Annotated in this window: 12 protein-coding genes; 5 read left to right on the top strand and 7 right to left on the bottom strand. The window is 64.2% G+C overall.

Features of this window, described 5'->3' with window-relative positions:
- Positions 1–42: 42 nt before the first annotated feature.
- The 3 genes from AB4Y31_RS24985 to AB4Y31_RS24975 are packed head-to-tail and all read left to right on the top strand — an operon-like array spanning position 43 to position 3,119.
- Entirely contained in the window at positions 43–1,041 is a 999-nt protein-coding gene (locus tag AB4Y31_RS24985; protein ID WP_368676332.1) for an ABC transporter permease, read from the top strand.
- A gap of 25 nt (positions 1,042–1,066) precedes the next feature.
- Positions 1,067–1,861, top strand: coding sequence for an ATP-binding cassette domain-containing protein (locus AB4Y31_RS24980; RefSeq protein ID WP_368676331.1), 795 nt, complete (start codon positions 1,067–1,069; stop codon positions 1,859–1,861).
- A gap of 46 nt (positions 1,862–1,907) precedes the next feature.
- A complete protein-coding gene (locus AB4Y31_RS24975; RefSeq protein WP_368676330.1) occupies positions 1,908–3,119 on the top strand; it encodes an ROK family transcriptional regulator in 1,212 nt (403 codons plus the stop codon).
- Between the two features lie 105 nt (positions 3,120–3,224).
- Here AB4Y31_RS24975 and AB4Y31_RS24970 read toward each other — a convergent pair whose 3' ends face one another.
- The 4 genes from AB4Y31_RS24970 to AB4Y31_RS24955 form a co-directional block, all read right to left on the bottom strand.
- Entirely contained in the window at positions 3,225–4,757 is a 1,533-nt protein-coding gene (locus AB4Y31_RS24970) for an efflux transporter outer membrane subunit (RefSeq protein ID WP_368676329.1), read from the bottom strand.
- Positions 4,758–4,771: 14 nt separating this feature from the next.
- A complete protein-coding gene (locus AB4Y31_RS24965) occupies positions 4,772–7,975 on the bottom strand; it encodes an efflux RND transporter permease subunit (protein ID WP_368676328.1) in 3,204 nt (1,067 codons plus the stop codon).
- A gap of 33 nt (positions 7,976–8,008) precedes the next feature.
- Complete coding sequence (locus AB4Y31_RS24960) at positions 8,009–9,220, bottom strand: efflux RND transporter periplasmic adaptor subunit (RefSeq protein WP_368676327.1); 1,212 nt, start codon at positions 9,218–9,220, stop codon at positions 8,009–8,011.
- A 67-nt stretch (positions 9,221–9,287) separates the two neighbouring features.
- Positions 9,288–10,133: an alpha/beta hydrolase gene (locus AB4Y31_RS24955; RefSeq protein WP_368676326.1), complete on the bottom strand. Its 846-nt coding sequence runs from the start codon at positions 10,131–10,133 to the stop codon at positions 9,288–9,290.
- A gap of 175 nt (positions 10,134–10,308) precedes the next feature.
- Here AB4Y31_RS24955 and AB4Y31_RS24950 point away from each other — a divergent pair, with 175 nt between their 5' ends.
- On the top strand, positions 10,309–11,313 hold the full coding sequence (locus AB4Y31_RS24950; protein ID WP_107151423.1) for a LysR family transcriptional regulator: 1,005 nt from the start codon (positions 10,309–10,311) through the stop codon (positions 11,311–11,313).
- A gap of 128 nt (positions 11,314–11,441) precedes the next feature.
- Positions 11,442–11,738, top strand: coding sequence for a DUF4148 domain-containing protein (locus tag AB4Y31_RS24945; protein WP_368676325.1), 297 nt, complete (start codon positions 11,442–11,444; stop codon positions 11,736–11,738).
- A gap of 113 nt (positions 11,739–11,851) precedes the next feature.
- On the opposite strand, the gene AB4Y31_RS24940 is transcribed toward AB4Y31_RS24945, so the two are convergent.
- The 3 genes from AB4Y31_RS24940 to AB4Y31_RS24930 form a co-directional block, all read right to left on the bottom strand.
- A complete protein-coding gene (locus tag AB4Y31_RS24940) occupies positions 11,852–12,913 on the bottom strand; it encodes a purine nucleoside permease (RefSeq protein ID WP_368676324.1) in 1,062 nt (353 codons plus the stop codon).
- A gap of 182 nt (positions 12,914–13,095) precedes the next feature.
- Entirely contained in the window at positions 13,096–15,687 is a 2,592-nt protein-coding gene (locus AB4Y31_RS24935; protein WP_368676323.1) for a mechanosensitive ion channel domain-containing protein, read from the bottom strand.
- 111 nt (positions 15,688–15,798) lie between these two features.
- Positions 15,799–20,661 (bottom strand): NAD-glutamate dehydrogenase, encoded by a 4,863-nt coding sequence (locus AB4Y31_RS24930; RefSeq protein ID WP_368676322.1) that lies wholly within the window; start codon positions 20,659–20,661, stop codon positions 15,799–15,801.
- Positions 20,662–20,750 lie beyond the last annotated feature (89 nt).

Genomic DNA, 20,750 nt, shown 5'->3' with positions numbered 1-20,750 from the left:
TAGGCCCCGGCGGTCATCGGAAGCCTCTACGAGAGACGCATCATGACGACTCGATCCGTTCGGCCGGTTGGACCGGCCCCCGTCCCGCACAGCCATCAGCACCGCATGCCGACGCTCGCCGAAGCCGGCCCGCTGATCGCGCTCATCGCCGCGTGCGCATTCTTCGTCTCGCAAAGCCATCGCTTTCTGTCGTTCCAGAATTTCTCGCTGATTCTTCAGCAGACGATGGTCGTCGCCGTGATCGCAATCGGCCAGACACTCATCGTGCTCACGGCCGGCATCGACCTCTCGTGCGGCATGCTGATGGCATTCGGCTCCATCGTCATGACGAAGTTCGCCGTCAATCTCGGTGTGCCGCCGGTCATCGCCATTCTGTGCGGCATCGGCGCGAGTACTTTGTTCGGGCTCCTAAACGGTGTCCTCGTCACGCGCATCAAGCTGCCTTCGTTCATCGTCACGCTCGGCACGCTGAATATCGCCTTTGCGCTGACGCAGATCTATTCGAATGCCGAAACGGTCTCGAGCCTGCCCGACGCCATGATGTTCCTCGGCAATACGTTCCGTGTCGGGCCGGCCGAGGTGACATACGGCACCGTCCTTGCGCTCGTCATGTACCTCGTCACATGGTTCGTGCTGCGCAACACCGTGCCGGGCCGCCATCTCTACGCGCTCGGCAACAACCCAGAAGCCGCGCGGCTGATGGGCCTTTCCTCACAGCGCATTCTGATCGCCGTCTATTCGATTGCCGGTCTCATCTATGGGATCGCCGCACTGCTGCTTGTTTCGAGAACCGGTGTGGGCGATCCGCAAGCCGGCCAGACGGAAAACCTCGACAGCATCACAGCGGTGGTGCTCGGCGGCACGAGTCTCTTCGGCGGACGCGGCTCAATCGTCGGCACGCTGCTCGGCGCACTGATCGTCGGCGTGTTTCGCAACGGCCTCACGCTGATGGGCGTCTCGTCGGTCTACCAGGTGCTGATCACCGGCATCCTCGTGATCCTCGCCGTCGCCGCCGATAAGCTTTCGCATCGTCGCGCCTAAGCCCCTCTTCATCACAGGTAACGCCATGTCGACATCCTCTACCCGTCCCGCCACTCCCGTGCTCGAGGCCCGGGGCCTCGTCAAGCGCTACGGCCAGGTGACCGCGCTCGACGGTTGCGATTTCGAAGTGATGCCCGGTGAAATTCTCGCCGTCATCGGCGACAACGGTGCGGGCAAATCCTCGCTGATCAAGGCGCTCTCGGGCGCGGCCGTGCCCGATGAGGGCGAAATCCTCCTCGACGGCAAGGCGGTGCACTTCCGCAGCCCGCTCGACGCGCGCGAGAACGGCATCGAAACGGTTTATCAAGAACTCGCGGTTGCGCCGGCGATGACGATCGCCGAAAACCTCTTTCTCGGTCGCGAGCGCCGCATGCCCGGCTGGCGCGGCTCGCTGCTGAAAATGATCGACAAGCGGCGCATGCTCGATGAAGCGACAGCCCATATGAAGGACTTGCAGATCGGCATCCGTTCGATGCGGCAGCCCGTCGAAACGCTTTCCGGCGGCCAGCGCCAGGGCGTCGCCGTCGCGCGCAGCGCCGCCTTCGCGCGCCACGTCGTGATCATGGACGAGCCGACGGCCGCGCTCGGGGTCAAGGAAGGCAACATGGTGCTCGAGCTCATCCGGCGCGTGCGCGATCGCGGATTGCCCGTGATCCTGATCAGCCACAACATGCCGCACGTCTTCGAAGTTGCCGATCGGATCCATATCCAGCGCCTCGGTCGTCGTGCCGCGCTCGTCAAGACGAAGGACATTCACATGTCGGAGGCTGTTGCGATCATGACTGGCGCCAAGGAAGCGGACGTCAAGGCGATCGCATGAAGCGTTGCCCGAATCCGATCGTCGCGGCACGCGCATGGACTTGATCATGAACGAGCGCTCGCAGCCGCATGGCACGCGCCCCGTCGGATCTAACCAGGTCGGCATGCGGCAGTTCAACGAGCGCATCGTGCTGCAGGCGATCCGGCTGCACGGCCCATTGCCTAAAGCTGATGTTGCGCGGCTCACGCGGCTCAGCATGCAGACGGCGTCGATGATCGTCGAACGGCTCATCGACGATGGGCTGCTCGAAAAGCAGGCGCGCCTGCGCGGACGGATTGGGCAGCCGTCCGTGCCGATCGCGTTGCGGGCCGACGGCGCCTATACAGTCGGAATCAAGGTCGGCCGGCGCAGCCTCGATGTGCTGACGATGGACTTCGTCGGCCGCGTTCGCAGTCGGGACGTGCTCGAATACGACTACCCGGACCCGCATGTATTGTTTCCGGCGCTCGAGCAGAAACTTGCGCGCGTGCGCGCAACGCTCGGGGAGGAGGCCGCAAAGATCGTCGGCGTCGGTGTTGCCGCGCCGCTGTGGCTCGGCGGATGGCGCGAATTTCTCGGTGCGCCGCCCAACGCGCTGGAAAGCTGGAACGCGATCGACATCCGCGCGCGTATTGAAGCGATGACGGGACTCCCCGTGGAGTTCGCGAAGGATACGACGGCCGCCTGCGCCGCGGAACTCGTGATGGGCCAGGGCCGCAATATCCGCAGTTTTCTTTATCTGTTCGTCGGCACGTTCATCGGCGGCGGGCTCGTCATCGATGGGCGACTGCACGGCGGGCCGCACGGCAACGCGGGTGCCGTCGGCTCGATCCCGCTGCCAGCCAGCAATGGCAGGACGCCGAAACAACTGCTGCACGCGGCATCGGGTTTCGTGCTCGAGCAGCGCATGAGCGCGGCCGGCGCGCCCGCCGCCGCTGCGCATGATCATCGCGCATTCGACGCGCAACTATGGGCGGTGACGGAGCAATGGCTCGACGAAGCGTGCGCGGCCATCGCCTCGACGGTGGCAACGTCGACGGCGCTGCTCGACCTCGAGGCCGTCATCATCGATGGCGAAATCGATCGGCAACTCGCGCGTGAAATCATTCGCCGCACGCAGCGTGAGCTCGATCGCATCGAGTGGGAAGGGATGGTCAGACCGCAGCTGCTCGAAGGGACGATCGGCGCGGACGCGCGCGCCATGGGCGGCGCAATCCTGCCGCTTTACGCGCACTTTGCGCCGATGCACGAGCTATTTTTGAAGCCCGAAGGCGAATGACTGAGTGCCCGGTACGCGCCACCCGCAACTCGCGGTCACGGGCAGCGCGCTCGAGATTCCGATAGGCTCCGACAGAGACAGGTTCCAATCTTCAGGCTACCGTTGCTACTGCTTGGCGACTTGCTGCGTGGTCGTCGCGCTCGCGGCTGCCGCGCTTACGTCACCCCAACCACCGCCCAATGCGCGAATGAGCGTCACCGTCGAGACCGCCTGCGCCCCCGCAAGCTGGCTCGCCTGCCGCTGCGCGGTCAGCACGGACCGCTCACTGTCGAGCACGTCGAGATAATTGACCTGCCCTTCCCGGTACTGCGTCTGCGACAAATGCTCAGCACGCTGAGCCGCGGCTACGGCATCGTTCTGCGCGCGGATCTGATCGTCGAGCAAGCGCAAATCGGCCAGACTGTCCTCGACCTCGCGGAACGCCGTGAGCACCTGCGAGCGGTAGTTCGCGACATCCTCGTCGTACTGCGCGCGCGCCTGCGCGAGCTGCGCCTTGCGGCGGCCGCCGTCGAAGAGCGGCAGCGTCAGCGCCGTGCCGGCGAACGGCCCGAGCAGGAACGAACGGCTCGACCACATGAACAGATCGCCGAGCGTCGCCGATTCATAACCGAACGCACCCGTGATGTCGAGCTTCGGGAAGAAGGCCGACTTCGCCAATCCGACACGCGCGTTCGCCGCGGCCATCGCACGCTCGGCGGCCGCGATGTCGGGACGCCGTTCGAGCAGCGCCGAAGGCAGACCCGGCGGCACGCGCGCGGTGACGGGCACGAGCGGCTGCTGCGCGAAGCTGAACGCAGCCGGCGTCTTGCCGAGCAGAATCGCAAGGCTATGCTCGGCGGCGGCGCGCTGCCGCTCCACCCCGACCGCTTCGGCGCGCGTGGTCGCCAGCTCGTTCTTCGCCTGCGAGAGATCGAGCTCGCTCACTTCGCCCTCGTCGAACCGGTGCTGAGTGAGCTTCACCCCCTCCTCGCGCAGCGCAATGGTCTTGCTGTAGAGATCACGCTCCGTGTCGAGCTCGCGCAGTTGGAAGTAGTTCGACGCGACGTCGGCCTGCAACGCAAGCTGGACCGAACGATAAAGCGCCTCGCTTTGCTGCGAGTCCGCGCGCGCCGCCGATACGTTCGAGCCCACGCGGCCGAACAAATCGGCCTCGTACGACACCGTCGTTTGCGCACGCCATAGCGTCGCCGTCGGCATGTTGGTGTTCTGCGGCAGGAACTGCGAGGCGGGCGAGGCATGCTCGCGCGTCGGCCCGAAACCCGCATCGATCTCCGGGAACCAGGCCGAGCGCGCCGCGGCGAGCGCGGCACGCGATTGGCGCACGCGAGCCGCGGCCGCCTTCAGATCCTGGTTCGCGGCGAGCGCTTCGTCCTCGAGCTGATTCAGCGTCGCATCGCCGAAGATCGTCCACCATTGCCCACGCGGCTCCGCGTCGGACGGCTGCGCCGGTTTCCATGCGCCCGGGACGGCCGCCGGCCCTGCTTCCTTGAACGCGGCGGGCACGTCGACCTGCGGTCGCTGATAAGTCGGCTCGACCGAGCAGGCGGTCATGAAGAGCGCGAGCAGGACGCCTCCCGCCACGGCGCGCAAACCGAGCCCCTTGTTCGCGCCGCCGACCGTTGCATATCGCTTATTCATTTGTTCTCCCAACCTTATGCGTCCGAGACGGACATGGCGCGGACTTTCTCATCCGAATCGGCATTCGAGTCCTTGCCCGCGACGTGGATCTTGCCGCCCGCAAGCGTACGCAGCACCACATAGAAGACCGGCGTCAACATGAGCCCGAACAACGTGACGCCGAGCATCCCGAAGAACACGGCGATACCCATCGCATGGCGCATTTCCGAGCCCGCCCCCGTCGACAGCACGAGTGGCACGACACCCATGATGAATGCGATCGACGTCATGAGAATCGGACGCAGACGCAGGCGGCTCGCTTCGATTGCCGCCGCGATCGGCGTGCGGCCGTCATGCTCGAGCTCGCGCGCGAACTCGACGATCAGGATCGCGTTTTTCGAGGCCAGTCCCACGAGCACCATCAACCCGATCTGCGTGAAGATGTTGTTGTCGCCGCGCAGCAGCCAGACCCCTGTGAGCGCCGAAAGCACGCTCATCGGCACGATCAGGATCACGGCGAGCGGCAGCGTGAGGCTCTCGTAGAGCGCCGCCAGCACGAGGAACACGAGCAGCACGCTGATCGGGAAGACCCAGATCGCCGAGTTGCCGGCCAACACCTGCTGATACGTCAGATCGGTCCACTCGAACTTCACGCCGCGCGGCAGCGTTTCCGCGGCGATGCGCTCGATCGCGGCTTGCGCCTGTCCCGACGAATAGCCCGGCGCCGGGCCGCCGTTGATGTCCGCGGCCGTGAAGCCGTTATAGCGGACGACCATCTCGGGGCCAAACGTCGGCGTCACCGTGACGAGCGACGAGAGTGGCACCATTTCGCCCGTGGCCGTGCGCGTCTTCAACTGCAAGATGTCGTCGGGCCGCGCACGGAACGGCGCATCGGCTTGCACGCGCACCTGATAAACGCGGCCGAAGCGGTTGAAGTCGTTGACGTAGAACGAGCCGAGATAGACCTGCATGGTGTCGAATACATCCGTCACCGGAATGCCGAGCTGCTTGGCCTTCACGCGATCGAGATCGACGTTGAGCTGCGGCACGTTGATCTGATAGTTCGTGAAGAGCGGGCCGAGCTCGGGAGCGCTGCGGGCGCGCTGCATGAACGCCTGAGTGACTTTGTCGAGCTCCGTATAGCCGAGCGCGCCGCGGTCCTCGATCTGCAGCTTGAAGCCGCCGAGCGTGCCGAGCCCCAGAACCGGGGGCGGCGGGAACACGGCGACGAACGCTTCCTTGATACCCGCATACTTCTGGTTCAGCGCACCCGCGATCGCGCCGGCCGAAAGGGCGCGCGAGCCGCGCTCCTTGAACGGCTTCAGCGCCACGAATACGATGCCCGCGCTCGAGCTGTTGGTGAAGCCGTTCACGGACAAGCCCGGAAACGCCACGGCGTGCTCGACGCCCGGCTGCTTCATCGCGATGTCGTTCATTTCGCGAATCACCTGCTCCGTGCGATCGAGCGTCGCGCCGTTGGGCAGCTGCGCGAACGCGACGAGATACTCCTTGTCCTGCGCGGGCACGAACCCGCCCGGCACGACGCGCGTCACGAGCACTGTCGCGCCGACGAGCAGCGCATAGACCACGAGCATCACTGTCTTGCGGCCGAGCACGCCCTTCACGCCGCGGCCATAAGCAACCGAGCCGTTCTTGAAGACCTTGTTGAAGGCCCGGAAGAACCCGCCGAAGATGCGGTTCATGACGCGCGTGAGCCAATCTTCGGGGGCGTCGTGGCCGCGCAGGAGGATCGCGCAAAGCGCCGGGGAAAGCGTGAGCGAATTGAACGCGGAAATGACCGTCGAAATCGCGATCGTCATCGCGAACTGCTTGTAGAACTGCCCGGTGAGACCGCTCATGAACGCGAGCGGCACGAACACGGCGACGAGCGTCAACGCGATAGCGATAATCGGTCCGCTCACCTCGCGCATCGCCCGATAGGTCGCAGCGCGCGCGGAAAGACCTTCCGCGATATTGCGCTCGACGTTTTCCACGACGACGATCGCATCGTCGACCACGATCCCGATCGCCAGCACCATGCCGAACAGCGACAAGGCGTTGATCGAGAATCCGAACGCGAGCAGCAGTGAAAATGTACCGATGATCGACACGGGCACGGCGACGAGCGGAATGATCGAGGCGCGCCAAGTCTGCAGAAAGACGATCACGACGATGACGACGAGCGCGATCGCTTCGAGCAGCGTATGAATGACGGCTTCGATGCTGGCGCGCACGAACTGCGTCGGGTCATAGACGATCGAATAATCGACGCCGGCCGGGAAGTCCTTCTTCAGCTCGGCCATATCGCGCCGAACCTGATCCGAGATCGCAAGCGAATTGGCACCGGGCTGCTGATTGATGGCGAGCGCGACGGCCTGCTGGTTGTCGAGCAGCGAGCGCAAGCCATACTCGGACGCCGCGAGCTCGATGCGCGCGACGTCGCGCAGATACGTCACGCCGCCCGTCGGCGACGTCTTCAGGACGATCGCGCCGAATTGCCCTTCCGTCTGCAAACGCCCGCGTGCGTTGACCGACAATTGCAGCGGAACGCCGGGCAACGAAGGGGACTCGCCGATGACGCCGGCCGCGACTTGGACGTTCTGCTCGCGGATCGCATTGATGACGTCGTTCGCGGTGAGACCGCGTTCGGCCACCTTCTGCGGATCGAGCCAGATCCGCATGGCGTAATCGCCCGCACCCCAGAGCTGCACTTCACCGACGCCCTGGATACGCTCGAGCCGATCCTTGACGTTGAGCACCGCATAGTTGCGCAGGTACGTCATGTCATAGCGATTGTTCGGCGAGATGAGGTGGACGACCATCGTCAACGTCGGCGAGCTCTTGATCGTCGTGACGCCGAGACGCTGCACGTCTTCGGGCAGACGCGGCAACGCCTGGTTCACGCGGTTTTGCACGAGCTGAGTCGCGAGATCAGGATTCGTGCCGAGCTTGAACGTCACCGTGAGCGTCATGTTGCCGTCGCTGTTGGCTTGCGACTGCATATAAAGCATGTTCTCGACGCCGTTGATCTGCTCTTCGAGCGGCGATGCCACGGTTTCCGCGATCACCTTCGGGTTCGCGCCCGGATACTGCGCGTGCACGACGACCGATGGCGGGACGACTTCGGGGTACTCCGAAATCGGCAGCTGAAAGAGCGCGATGACGCCTCCCAGCAGGATCAGGACCGATAGCACCCCTGCGAAGATCGGCCGATCGATAAAAAATTTGGAGATGTTCATGTCACGTTCTGGTAAAGGGCCGTCTTACGAGACTCACGAATTCGACGAATCGGCCGAAGCCGCCTTCGCGTCGGCCTGATCGCCGCTCGCGGCGCCGCCGTCCATCGCGATCATGTGAGGACGCACGCTGTCGCCGGGCCGCGCGCGCTGGACGCCGTGCACGATGATCCGCTCGCCTGCGTTCAGGCCCGCCGTGATCACGCGCAGATTGCCGTGCAGTTGGCCCAGGGAGACGTTCCGGTAACCTACGCGCCCTTGGGCGTCGACCACCAACACGAATTTCTTGTCCTGGTCGGTACCGATCGCGGCTTCGTCGACGAGCAGTGCCCGATGCGGCGCACCGCCGCCCACCTTGATTCGCGCGTACAGGCCCGGTACCAGGGTGCCGTCCGGGTTGTCGAAGCGCGCGCGCACCCGAATCGTGCTCGACGAAACATCGAGCCGGTTGTCGACGGACGCGATCGTGCCCGAGCGCGAATAGCCCGATTCGTCCGCAAGCCCGAGCTCGACAGGCACACTGGTGCCCGTGCGTGCGCGGCCGATGTATTTCAGGTAGGTCTGTTCGTCGACGTCGAACGAAGCGTAGATCGGCGACACGGAAACGAGCGTCGTGAGCGGCACCGAGTTGGCTCCGGCCGACACGACGTTGCCGAGCGTCACCTCGGCGCGCGATACCCGGCCCGACACCGGCGCGACAATCTTTGTATAGCCGAGGTTGATGCGCGCCGTTTCGAGCGCGGCTTCAGCCGCCTTCACGTTCGCCGCCGCCGAAGCCGCGGCGTTCTTCTTCTCGTCGAAATCGCGCTTCGCGATCGCGTTGTCCTCGATGAGTCGCTGCGCGCGCTGCCAGTCGGCCGCCGCGTAGCCCTCCTGCGCCTTGGCGGCGGCGAGCTGCGCCTCGGCACGATCGACCTCGGCGGCATAAGGGCGCGGATCGATGACGAACAAGACGTCGCCCTTCTTCACGAGCGAGCCGTCCTTGAAGTTGACCGAGACGATGGTGCCCGACACTTGCGGACGTATGTCCACTTTGTCGATCGCTTCGAGGCGGCCCGAATACTCCTGCCAATCGGTCACCGTCTTCTCGAGCACCGTCGCGACGTCGACCTCGGGCAACATCGGCGCGGACGCCGGCGGCGGATTGCTGGCGTCGACGCGCACGGCGGTCACGACGCCGACGCCGGCCAGCACGATGACGGCGGCAATCGCGTAGGCAATGCGTGTACGAAAGAATGGCTTGGACATACGAGGCTCCGGTTAGTGATTTTCGATTGTTGGTTATTGGTTGTTCGTCGTTGTATGACGTTTCGGATCAGCGGCCTGTGACGGTCGGCTGGTCGAGGCGGCTTCGAAAGAAGCAAACCGCGTCGTGCAAGGCCTGCCGTTCGCGTGCGACGTGCTCGTGCGAAGCGCTCGCATACCGGACGACTTGCGTCGGCACGCCGGCGCTGATGAGCCGCGCCGCGTACTTCTCCGCCTCGAGATGCAGCAGATCGTTCTCGGCCGTGGCGATGAAAGTCGGCGGCAAGCCGGCGAGCCTTGCCGATTCGAGCGGCGCCGCATACGGATGCATGCGCTGCAAGGCTTGTGGCAGATAGGCTCGGTAGCTTGCCGCGCATTGGCTCGCCGAAATGTCCGACGCAACACGGCTTTCGTCGGCAAGACAGGTCATGCTCGGATCGAGCATCGGGCTGAACAGCGCCTGCGCATCGATGCGCACCTCGCCGCGGTCGCGCGCGACGAATGACAGCCCGTTCGCGATGTGACCGCCGGCGCAATGGCCGACCACGAACAGCTTCTTGCCGCCCGCGCCGAAGACGCGGCCGACAGCATCGACCCAGCGCGCGGCCCGGTAGGCGTCCTCGAGGGCCGCGGGAAACGGATGTTTCGGCGCGAGCGAGTAATCCACCGATATGACCAGTGCGGACAAATGTTCCGCGAAATGGCGCGCCGCCGCGTCGGCATCGTCGAGACAGCCGCGCACGAATCCGCCGCCGTGCAGGTAAAGCACTACGGGCAAGCCGCGTGTGCCGGCGCGGCGATAGAGCCGCAAGCCGATCGTGGACTGATAGCCGGCAATCTGGATCTCGTTGACGTCGAGCGCCGGCTCGCCTGACGAGGAGCCCGCAACCATGCCGCGGGAAGGGGTGGAACGCATGATCGGACGCGCAAAGCGCGAGAGTTTCACAATGACCCGAATTGTGGGTTCAGCAAAACTCCGGATAAATGCCTATAATCCGGCAACACAATTCACTACCTCTGAACAATTCACCGCATTCGTGCAGGCACGCGCGCACGTACGCGGCGATTGCTATTTCTTCGGAGAAACCAAGATGGATCGGCTTCAGGCCATGCAGGTGTTCACGCGTGTGGTCGACACGAACAGCTTCACGAAAGCCGCGGAAACGCTCGATCTGCCGCGCGCTTCGGTGACGACCATCATCCAGAATCTGGAGGCTCACCTCGGCGTGAGGCTCATGCACCGGACGACGCGCCGCTTGAGCCTCACGCCGGACGGCGCGGCGTATTACGAACGGTGCGTCCGCATTCTGGCGGACATCGACGAGACGGAGAGCAGTCTGCAAAACGGCAACAAGAAGCCGAACGGCAAGCTGCGGGTCGACATGCCGGGATCGATAGGACGAACGATCGTAATTCCGTCGCTGTGCGAATTCCACAAACAATATCCGGATATCGATCTGCAACTCGGCTTTTCCGATCGCCCCGTCGATTTATTGCAAGAAGGCGTCGATTGCGTGATTCGCGTCGGCGCCCTGCAGGATTCGTCGCTCGTCGCGCGCCGTATCGGCCTCTTCGAAGGTGTGACCTGCGCATCGCCCGATTACCTCGCGCGCGCCGGCGTGCCGCAGACGCTCGAGGACTTGAGCCGGTTCAAGGCGGTCAACTATTTCTCGAGCCGAACGGGGCGCATCCTCGACTGGGCGTTCCTCGTCGACGGCAAGGAAGTCGAGGTGAAGATGGCGGGCGCTGTCTCGGTCAACGACGCGGACGCCTACGTCACTTGCGCACTCGAAGGGTTCGGCCTGATCCAGATGGCGCGCTTCATGGTGCTGCCGCACTTGCGCTCGGGTGCGCTCAAAGAGGTGCTGCCCGAGTGGAAGCCGCTGCCGATGCCGATTTCGGCCGTCTACCCGCACAGTCGGCACCTCTCGCCGAAGGTACGCGTTTTCGTCGACTGGATAGCGGAAGTATTCGACCGCTGCCCGCTTTTGAGCGGCCGCCAAAGCCTCGAGGCGACCTGCAGCAAGCGGACGATCGAAGAACTCGAAAGCGCGCCACGTCTCGATACGCCGGTCGTGAACGAATGGATGGCCTGAGATTGTTCTTGCTGGAGAACAATTCATTTCGGAATACTCGTATTTATCCTGATTGCCGAGGCGCCTAAATTTGCACCTGTCGCGGTACCGATCTTCGGTGCCGCCCCTCAATCGACAGGAGCATCATCATGAAGCGCATCGTCACCACCGCCCTTTTCGCCTCCCTCCTTGCCAGCACGGCGGCTTTCGCCGACGGTGGCATCGGCCACAACGGCACGTACAACGATCAATCGTGGATCGGCGCCGGTGCGAAGACGCGTGCGGAAGTCGTCGCTGAACGCGACGCCGCGTGGCGCGAAGGCACGCTGGCGTCGCTCAACAAGACGACGTACCCGAACCTGAGCCTGCAAGGCCAAACGCAAGCTGAGCGCCTTGCCCTGCAAGAAGGCAACAACGGCGTCGCCGTGGCGCGTGCCGGCGAATAAGCCGGAGGCGAACATGTTCGATGCCGATTCGTCACTGCTCGATCATTGGAACAGCGACGCGCCGGTTTGGACGCCGTTTCCGCCGCGGCAACGCGCCGCGGCGGCCGGAGCGATCAGCGCTGTGGAACGCCGTGGCGCCATTCGCTCCAATGCGTCGCGATATCCTGAACGAGCGGATTCCCCGCTAGAAACAGGTTCGCGACAGCGGGTTGGAAGCCGCCCTGAGCGGCATAGTTGAGCAAGTTCTCGGCACTGCTCTGGCCCGGGTACGGCCGATCGAAGTCCGATCCCGAGCGAAGCACGGCCACGCGGCTCAAGTCCACACGGTGCGCATTGGCAGCACGCGAAAGTGCCTCATACGTCGCGTTGTCTTCCTGCTGCGTCGTGCAATACACGCCCTTGCCGTCGGTGAGAATTTTCGTCCACTGGCGTGCGCGTTCGCCGAGCAGCGTGCCCGACCACCAGGTATCGCCCGCCAGCGTATCGCATTGAATGACGGCAGGCGGAAGATCCGCGGGCGCATAACCATATTTGGCGCGCGCCGCCTTTGCCTCGTCACTGTCGGAAAGCTGAACGTTGCGCGATAGCGCGAATGCCGCGTCGGCCAGCGCCGTATTCAACTGGAAGACTTCCGTTCGATAGTCGAGCGGCGGCTTTTGCGTCGGATCTTTCGTGTTGATGCCGAGATAGCCGGTATTCCAGCCGGGCGGAATCTCACGGCCGTCGAGTTCCCATTGGATGCCGAAGTCGACGAGATATTTCGCCCATGCCGCCGAGCCGAGCGTGCCCTGCTGCGGATCAATGCCCGCGATGCCTGCCACGAGGAAGTAGGTATGGCGCAAATCGAACCGCGGGGAGAACGTGAGCGCCATCGTCGAGGCCGCGGCGTTCGCGTGACCCATGCCCGTCGTCATCACGCAAATGTCCTGCTTGTTGCAGTGGACGTCCGGATAGTCGGGAGACAGTCCGGCGACGGGTATCGATTCCCAGGGCCCGAGATGATCGAGCCAGACCTGCCCTTCCGGCGCGAACATCGAAATGATCATGACCTTGACCGGGCGGCCGTGCGACGCGGACTCGGCGAAAGTATCGCCGTTATCTTGTGCGTTCGAGGCCGTCGCGGCACAGGCGGCCAACGCGATGGCCGCGATCGATGAAATGGTACGGGTGAGCATAGGCGTTCCTTTTGTTAATGATTTCTTTAACGAGAACTGCTCGCTGCTTGTCAGCCGAATGAGTATAGAGAAGCGGCCGGCCAAAGGCATCCGTAGCAAAAAAAAACGGATGTTCAGGCCCGCCCGCTTCGCGCACCCGCCTGCGCACTCGCCCGCTCACCCAGACAAATGCGCACTCATCGTCACCTCATGCCTTTTCGTCTCTCTCTCTCGATTCTTCCGGTATGTGCCTCACGCAGTGCGTTGGATTGCGCTTCTGATTCTGTTTTTGAATCTCGCGGATCTCCATTGGATTCCGCATTGGGTGCCTCTTTGGGTTCTGCTTCGGGTACGGCGCCCGATGCGGCACTTTCAGGCCCCGCAGCCGAGGATCCTCCAGGCGACACCATGGTGGTGCGCAGAGGATTCGCTATCTCGATGCCGCGCTCGCGGAAGGTTTCGAGAATACGCTTGTTGAATTCGCGCTGAACGGGCCAGCGCGCCGAATCGCGGCATTGTATCTGGCCCACCAGCGTGACCATCGCACCGTCGACTTGATCGACGCCCCAGAAGCTGAAATCGGACACGATGCCGTCCTTGAATTGCGGATCTTCCCGCAACGATGCGCCGATTTCCTGCAGTGTCTTGGCGGCCAGCTCGACGTCCTGCCCGTACGCAATGCTGACGCGCACCGCCGCGTTGCCGAGGCCGCGATTCGTATTGTTGACCGTCGTCACGGAGCTGAACGGTACTGTGTAGAGCGAACCGTCGCCTCCGCGCAATCGAACGGTCCGTATGGACAAATACTCGACCGTGCCGGACACACCGGCGACCGTCACCCAGTCTCCGACCTGCATCGCATTCTCCATCAGCAGGAACATCCCCGTGATGAAATCCTGCACGAGCTTTTGCGAGCCGAAGCCGAGCGCGACACCGAATATGCTCGCGCCCGCGAGCAAGGGCGCGACGTTCACGCCGATCTCGGAGAGCCCTGTCAAGCCGATCACGAGCGCGATGCAGACGAAGAGCGTCGTACGGAACATAGGCAGCAACGTGCGCAACCGCGCGGCGCGCAGCAGATCGCCCCTCGCCATCCACCGCTTGAGCCGCCGCTCGATCGCGCCGTTGATCGTCTCCCAGACGACGATCGCAAGACATGCGGCCACGGCCACGGTGATGAAGGCCGAGAGCAGCCGTCTGCCGATGTCCGAAGCAAAAAGAGACTGCCACGGATGGATGTCCCATGCCGACAAGACGAAGGTGAGCGCCACGACCAGAATCACGAACGACGCGAGCCGACGCAGCAACGCGTAGTAACGGTGCGCCCGCTGCAGCGCGATCGAGCCTGACTCGCCGTTCGACGACCTGAAGATTCGGCCGAGCACGCCCGATGTGACGATTGCGACGATCCGCGCGCCGACCAGGATCGCAACCGATATGCCGCCGCGATCGAGCAGCACGCGATAGCCGTTTTGCACGTCGAGCGCCCACACGAACCAGAGGGCCATCACCGCGAACGCGGCGATATAGGCCCATACGTCCGCGAGCCAATGCCCGAGGAATGCGAACACGTGCGCACGCTCGCTCCACGCCCGGATCCACTGTGCCACCGGCTTGCGCAACTGGAGAATCAGCAGCGCGAGCATGACGTGCCCGATCAGCGTCACCGCTTTCACGATGCCCTCGTGCGCATCGGGCGTGAGCCCGAGCGGAACGGGCGCCTCCGCGCATGCAATGCCGAGCGCGAGAACGGCGGTCAGCCGCACGAGCCAACGTTCGACGAAGGTCGCCGTCGTGTCGGACATCGGCAGCAATCGAAGCTTCGGCGCATCCGCCGCGAACAGCAGCTCGCAGCCGAGCGAGACGAGACGGGCAATAGCGAAGATCTGGATCAGCGTATCGATGACGCGCTCTTCGGCGGTGCCGTCATCCGTCAATATCGACGCCGCGAAGACCGCGATCAACACGGAGACGACGAGCGGCAACGCTTTCAGCAGCGTCTGCAGCAGTGCAAAAGGCAGGCGTTGGAGCAACGACCACTGGCGCGTGGCATGCGCGGTGTTGCGTTGAGTACGGGCTACCCGCTCCGCATCGACATCGGGCCCATACGTGCTGGGTTGCTTCGACACGTCGTCCAGTGCGGCCGCGGCTTCGCCGGCTGAATCGACGCCTCCGGTCGACGCGGCATCGCTGGGTTCGACCTTTCCGCCGAGCGCGTTGATACGCCTTCTCAGCGCGCGAGCCACGAGCGCGCCGATGAGCCAGGCCGGCAATAGCGCGGCGCACAGTGTGCTTGCGAGCTCGCGCAGTTGCGTGCGCCCTTGCGGGCTGGCGATTTCATAGCGCCACCACGAGCCGACCGAGTGCACGTCGAGCAATGCCGCTGCCGAACGCCGGACCGCGTCCCCCGCGCTGCGCAGGCTGACTGCCGCCTGCCTGGACAACTGCGAAACGAGGCCATTTTTCACCGCGATGGCCGCCAATACAGCCGACGCTGCACTTGCCGGCGACGCGGCCGGCGCGGCGGGCGCGCTCGCCGCCGCGGGTGGAGCGCTCAACGCCCCGGCCGCCGCGATGGCCCGCAGCGTATCGGCGAGCTTCGCGCGCGCCTTCGGATCGTCGAGCACCTCGAGCGCATGCTTTGCCTGGTCGGGCGTCAGGACTACCGGAGACGGGTTCGAAGCGGCGGCCGCCGCCGATGCGGGCGCGGACGCGGTTGCCGGCGTCGGCGCCGCTGCGCAGGCGATCGAGCAAATGAACGAAAAGAGCAACGCAATAAAAAAGGATTTGCGCATAGAAGAACGAAAGTTCACGAATGGCGGCGCGCTGGCGCACGCTTCTCGCCCGCGCATCGCCCGTAGATTGTTTGTCGATTGGCGTTACGACCGTCCGTGCCGGCCGACAGTTCACGCCTGTTCGAGTGTGGCCATCTCGCGCACGAGCACGAGCAGCATCGATAGGCTCGCGCCTCCCGAGCCACGCTGCTCGGCGATCAGCCGTTCATAGCGCTCGAGCGACGCCGCGCGCTTGTCACGCCAGTCTTGCGCGATCGTGTCGGCCGTGGCGCGGCTGCCTGCCTCGGCGAGCGCGCTGGCCGTCAGCGCGCGCTTGAGCCGCGCGAACTCCGCGAGCGCCGCGGCGCGTGCGAGCACGTCCCAGTGCGTATGCGTCGGCAGCGCATTCGCGCGCTCGGCAATGAACCCATGGTTGAGGGCGGTGCCCAGCGCAAAATAAACGCCCGCGACGAGCTCGAGCGGCTTGCCGGTCGTCGATGCGATATCGGCAATATCGAGCATCGCCGCCGAGATCTCGCCGCTTGCCACGCGCGTCGCGAGCTCGCCATCGACGCCGGCCTCTTCGAGCGAATGGCGTCGCTCGGCAAGCCGCTCCAGATCGTCGGCCGGCAGCAACTGATCGAGCTGAGGCGCAAGCCGATGCACGGCTTCGCGACAGCGATCGATCACGGCCGCCACGCTCGCCGCATCGGCGCGCGCAAGACCCGGCGCCTGAAAATGCCTCAAGAACCAAAGCGCCGCATTCTCCATCAGGCGCACGACTTCCACGAACATGCGCGCCTGAATATCGTCTGCGACGCGATTGTCGAGTGAATCGATGCGACCCCAAAGACGGCCGATGTCGAACACGTCACGCGCAATGATACAGGCGCGGACAATCTCGCTCGCGTTAGCATCTGTTTCCTCCTGTAACCGATGGACGAATGCGCAGCCGACGCGGTTGACGAGTGCGTTCGTCAGATGCGTTGCAAGAATCTCGCGTCTCAACGGATGGCGCTCGCTCGCGTCGGCGAAGCGCGCCTGCAACGGCTTCGGGAAATAATCGCGCAGCATGTCGGCGACGAGCGGATCTTCGGGAAGATTCGATTCGAGTAGCTCGTCGTAGAGCCACATCTTGCTATAGGCGAGCAGCACGGCGCGTTCCGGCGAGGTGAGGCCGCCCTTCGCCGCCTGCCGTTCTGCGATGTCCTCGTCGGTCGGCAGGAATTCGATCACGCGGTTCAAGCGCCCCAACCGCTCGAGCGCGCGCATGAACCGTACCTCGGCCTCGAACGAATCGGCCGAATATCGCCTTGCGATCGAGAGCGCCTGCGTTTGCTGATAGTTGTCGCGCAAGACGAGATCGGCTACTTCATCCGTCATTTCGGCAAGCAGCGCGTTGCGCTGTTTCTCGGTCATCTCGCCATCCGCCACGACGAGTCCGAGCAGGATCTTGATGTTGACCTCATGGTCCGAACAATCGACGCCGGCTGAATTGTCGATTGCATCGGTGTTGATGCGGCCGCCTTTCAAGGCATATTCGATGCGCCCGAGCTGCGTCAGGCCGAGGTTGCCGCCCTCCGCGACGACCTTGGCGCGCAGATCCGCGGCATTGACGCGCACGCCGTCGTTGGTTCGATCGCCGACCTGCGCATGCGTTTCGTGAGTCGCCTTCACATAGGTGCCGATGCCGCCGTTGTAGAGCAAATCGACGGGTGCGAGCAGGATCGCGCGGATGAGCTCGTTCGGCGCCAGCGCGTGCGCGCGCACACCGAGCGAGGCCTGAACGGCAGGCGAAAGCACGATCGTCTTGGCCGTGCGCGGATAAACTCCGCCGCCGGCCGAGATACGGGCCGTATCGTAATCGGCCCAGCTCGACCGTTCGAGCGCAAAAAGACGTTCCCGCTCGACGAAGCTCGCCTCCGGGTCCGGGTCGGGATCGAGGAAGATGTGCCGATGATCGAAGGCCGCGACGAGCCGGATATGACGCGACAGCAGCATGCCGTTGCCGAATACATCGCCCGACATATCGCCGATGCCGACGGCCGTGAAGTCCGTTGTCTGGGTATCCACGCCCATTTCGCGGAAATGGCGTTTGACCGATTCCCAGGCGCCGCGAGCCGTGATGGCCATCTTTTTGTGGTCGTAGCCGACGGAGCCGCCCGATGCAAAGGCATCGTCGAGCCAGAACCCGTACTCGCGGGCAATCGCGTTCGCGTAGTCCGAAAATGTCGCCGTGCCCTTATCGGCCGCGACGACGAGATACGGATCGTCGCTGTCGTGCCGCGTCACATCGGGAGGCGGCACGATGGCCCCGCCGACGCGGTTGTCGGTCACGTCGAGCAGCCCGCGCAGAAAGGTCTGGTAGCACGCGATTCCTTCACGCATGACGGCTTCACGATCGATGGCGGGCGGCGGGTTCTTGACGACGAACCCGCCCTTCGAGCCCACCGGTACGATGACCGTGTTCTTCACCATCTGCGCCTTCATGAGGCCCAGCACTTCCGTGCGGAAATCCTCGCGCCGATCGGACCAGCGCAATCCTCCGCGCGCCACACGCCCGCCGCGCAGATGCACGCCCTCGACGCGCGGCGAGTAGACCCATATCTCGAACATGGGCTTCGGCTCGGGCAAACCCGGAACCTGTTTGGGATCGAGCTTGAACGAAAGATAAGGCAGCGGCCGGCCATTCACATCGCGCCGGAAGTAATTCGTACGTAGCGTCGCCGTCATGATGCCGAGGAGCTGACGCAAAATGCGATCCTCGTCGAGATTGGGGACCCGATCGAGTGCGCTTTCGATTTCGTGCAGCAGCTCCTCAGTCCGTGCCGCCCGTGCCGGCCCGACCGTCGGCGCGAAACGGGCGACAAAGAGCTCGACGAGCTTGCGCGCGATGGCCGGGTTCCCGGTCACCGCCCGCTCGATGTACGCATCGCTGAACGTCGAGCCCACCTGCCGCAGATACTTCGCGTACGCACGCAGAATGGACACTTCGCGCGCCCCGAGTTCCGCCAGCAGCACGAGCCGATTGAAGTTGTCGTTCTCGATCTCGCCGTTCCAGACGCCGGCGAACGCCTCTTCGAAGAGCGCCTTCACGCGCTCGATATCGAATTCCGCATCATGGGCAAGCTCGAGGCCGAAGTCGTGCACCCACGCGGGTGTCGAGCCTCGAGGCTCGATCAGATACGGACGCTCCTCTTCGACGCGCACGCCGAGGTGCTCGAGCATCGGCAAGCTGCGCGAGAGCGCGATCGATTGGCCGACGCGATAGACCTTGAACCGAAAAGCGCGCGCGGCGGCTTCGATCGGCCGATAGAGATTCATCGAAAGCACGTTGTGCTCACGCGCCGCTTCGATGAGCTCGATGTCGCGCACGGCGGTGCGCGCCGCATAGTCCTCGCGATAGCCGGCGGGAAACGATTCCCCGTAGCGCTGCAACAGCAGATTGCCCTCTTCCTCGCCGAATCGTTCGAGCAGTGCCGCCGCCAGATCGTCCTGCCAGCGCCGCGTCACATGGACGAGCCGGGACTCGAGCTCATGCGTGTCGACCTGCGGCAACGCGCCCGCCGCCGTCCGCACGACGATATGGATGCGCGCGAGCGGCGATTCGGACAGCAACGGCGTGAACTCGACGCTCGTCCCGTTGAATGCATCGGCGAGCAGCTTGGCGATGCGGCGGCGCAGGTCGGTGTTGTACTTTTCCCGTGCGACGAAGACCAGACACGAAACGAAACGCTCGAAGCGATCGCGCCGCACAAAAAGGCGCGTTCGCTGATGCTCCTGCAGCCGCAGAATGCCCAGCGCGATATCGTAGAGCTCATCCTCGTTGGCTTGAAAAAGCTCGTCGCGCGGATACTGCTCCAACACCGTCACGAGCGACTTATAAAGGTGGCCCTTCGCGAGGAAGCCCGCCTTCTGTACGATGTTCGCGCACTTGCGGCGCACTATCGGGATATCGGCGATCGGCAGCGTATAAGCCGTCGACGTATAGAGCCCGAGAAAGCGCCGTTCGCCGGCCAGCTTACCCGACTCGTCGAAGAGTTTGACGCCGACGTAGTCGAGATAACCGGGACGATGGACCGTCGCGCGCGAGTTCGCCTTGGTCAGAAAGACCGGCGACGTTTCGTCGACGAGACTCAACGCGGCTTGAGGCAGCGGCGTGGTATCGGAAGCGCCGGGCGCACGCAGGCTTTCTCGCAGAATGCCGGCCCCCGTTCCGTCGATGCCGCGCAACGCGAGACCGTCGCCGTGCGAAACGAGCTCATAGTCGCGCACGCCGAGGAACGTGAAATGGTCGGCCACCATCCACTCGAGGAACGCGCGCGCTTCCGCGGTTTCCATGCCCGCGTCTTGCGTGGAGAGGCGCTTGATGGTCTGCTTCGCGCCGTCCATCATGCGCGGCCAATCCTCCACGGCGGCGCGCACGTCGCCGAGCACGCGCGCGATATCGGCGCGCAGTTGAGCGAGCCGCGCAGCATCGCCGCATCGGTCGACCTCGAAGTGAATGAACGACTCGAGATGCGACGATGCGGCCGTCACGTCGTCGGCACGCGCGGCACCGCCGGGCTCGATCCGCTCGATGGCGCCGTTGGCGCCGCGCCAGACGCGAAAGACCGGATGCATGCCCGAATGAAGGGTGAGCCCCGACCGATTGACCTCCATCGTCACCGAGTCGACGAGAAACGGCATGTCGTCGTTGACGATTTCGATGATCGTATGGTCGGAATGCCAGCCGTGCTCGTCGACGACCGGGTTGTAGACGCGCAGCACCTGGGCGCCCGAGACGAACTTCTGCGCGAGCTGCCAGTGTGCCATCGCCGCGCCGTAGAGATCGGCAAGCGAGCGGCTTTGCATGTCTTGAGAGTCGACGAGCTCGTAATAGGAGCGCAGGAACGATTCGATCGGTCCGAAAGCCTCTCGGGGCCATCTTCCTCTTGCATGCTCGACGACATCGTCCAGCAGATGCGTAACCGCTTCCTCGTTCTTCGTCAGCATGATGTCCTCCGCGGCGGGCGACAATGCGTTCGAGGGGCAGGTTTCGGGCCTGCTCTTGCTCGCAACCGCGATTATGCGCCGGTCGCCCT

This window comes from Trinickia sp. EG282A, assembly GCF_040965455.1.
GTDB classification, from domain to species: Bacteria; Pseudomonadota; Gammaproteobacteria; order Burkholderiales; family Burkholderiaceae; genus Trinickia; species Trinickia symbiotica.
The sequence above is the reverse complement of the archived record's forward strand: the minus strand, read 5'-3'. Positions and strand labels throughout refer to the sequence as shown.

What these genes read in the sequence shown, in the direction of transcription:
- AB4Y31_RS24980 (WP_368676331.1), top strand. Translation starts at nt 1,067, where the DNA reads ATGTCGACATCCTCTACCCGTCCCGCCACTCCCGTGCTCGAGGCCCGG.
- AB4Y31_RS24955 (WP_368676326.1), bottom strand. Translation starts at nt 10,133, where the DNA reads ATGCGTTCCACCCCTTCCCGCGGCATGGTTGCGGGCTCCTCGTCAGGC.
- AB4Y31_RS24975 (WP_368676330.1), top strand. Translation starts at nt 1,908, where the DNA reads ATGAACGAGCGCTCGCAGCCGCATGGCACGCGCCCCGTCGGATCTAAC.
- AB4Y31_RS24935 (WP_368676323.1), bottom strand. Translation starts at nt 15,687, where the DNA reads ATGCGCAAATCCTTTTTTATTGCGTTGCTCTTTTCGTTCATTTGCTCG.
- AB4Y31_RS24970 (WP_368676329.1), bottom strand. Translation starts at nt 4,757, where the DNA reads ATGAATAAGCGATATGCAACGGTCGGCGGCGCGAACAAGGGGCTCGGT.
- AB4Y31_RS24965 (WP_368676328.1), bottom strand. Translation starts at nt 7,975, where the DNA reads ATGAACATCTCCAAATTTTTTATCGATCGGCCGATCTTCGCAGGGGTG.
- AB4Y31_RS24940 (WP_368676324.1), bottom strand. Translation starts at nt 12,913, where the DNA reads ATGCTCACCCGTACCATTTCATCGATCGCGGCCATCGCGTTGGCCGCC.
- AB4Y31_RS24985 (WP_368676332.1), top strand. Translation starts at nt 43, where the DNA reads ATGACGACTCGATCCGTTCGGCCGGTTGGACCGGCCCCCGTCCCGCAC.
- AB4Y31_RS24945 (WP_368676325.1), top strand. Translation starts at nt 11,442, where the DNA reads ATGAAGCGCATCGTCACCACCGCCCTTTTCGCCTCCCTCCTTGCCAGC.
- AB4Y31_RS24950 (WP_107151423.1), top strand. Translation starts at nt 10,309, where the DNA reads ATGGATCGGCTTCAGGCCATGCAGGTGTTCACGCGTGTGGTCGACACG.
- AB4Y31_RS24930 (WP_368676322.1), bottom strand. Translation starts at nt 20,661, where the DNA reads ATGCTGACGAAGAACGAGGAAGCGGTTACGCATCTGCTGGACGATGTC.
- AB4Y31_RS24960 (WP_368676327.1), bottom strand. Translation starts at nt 9,220, where the DNA reads ATGTCCAAGCCATTCTTTCGTACACGCATTGCCTACGCGATTGCCGCC.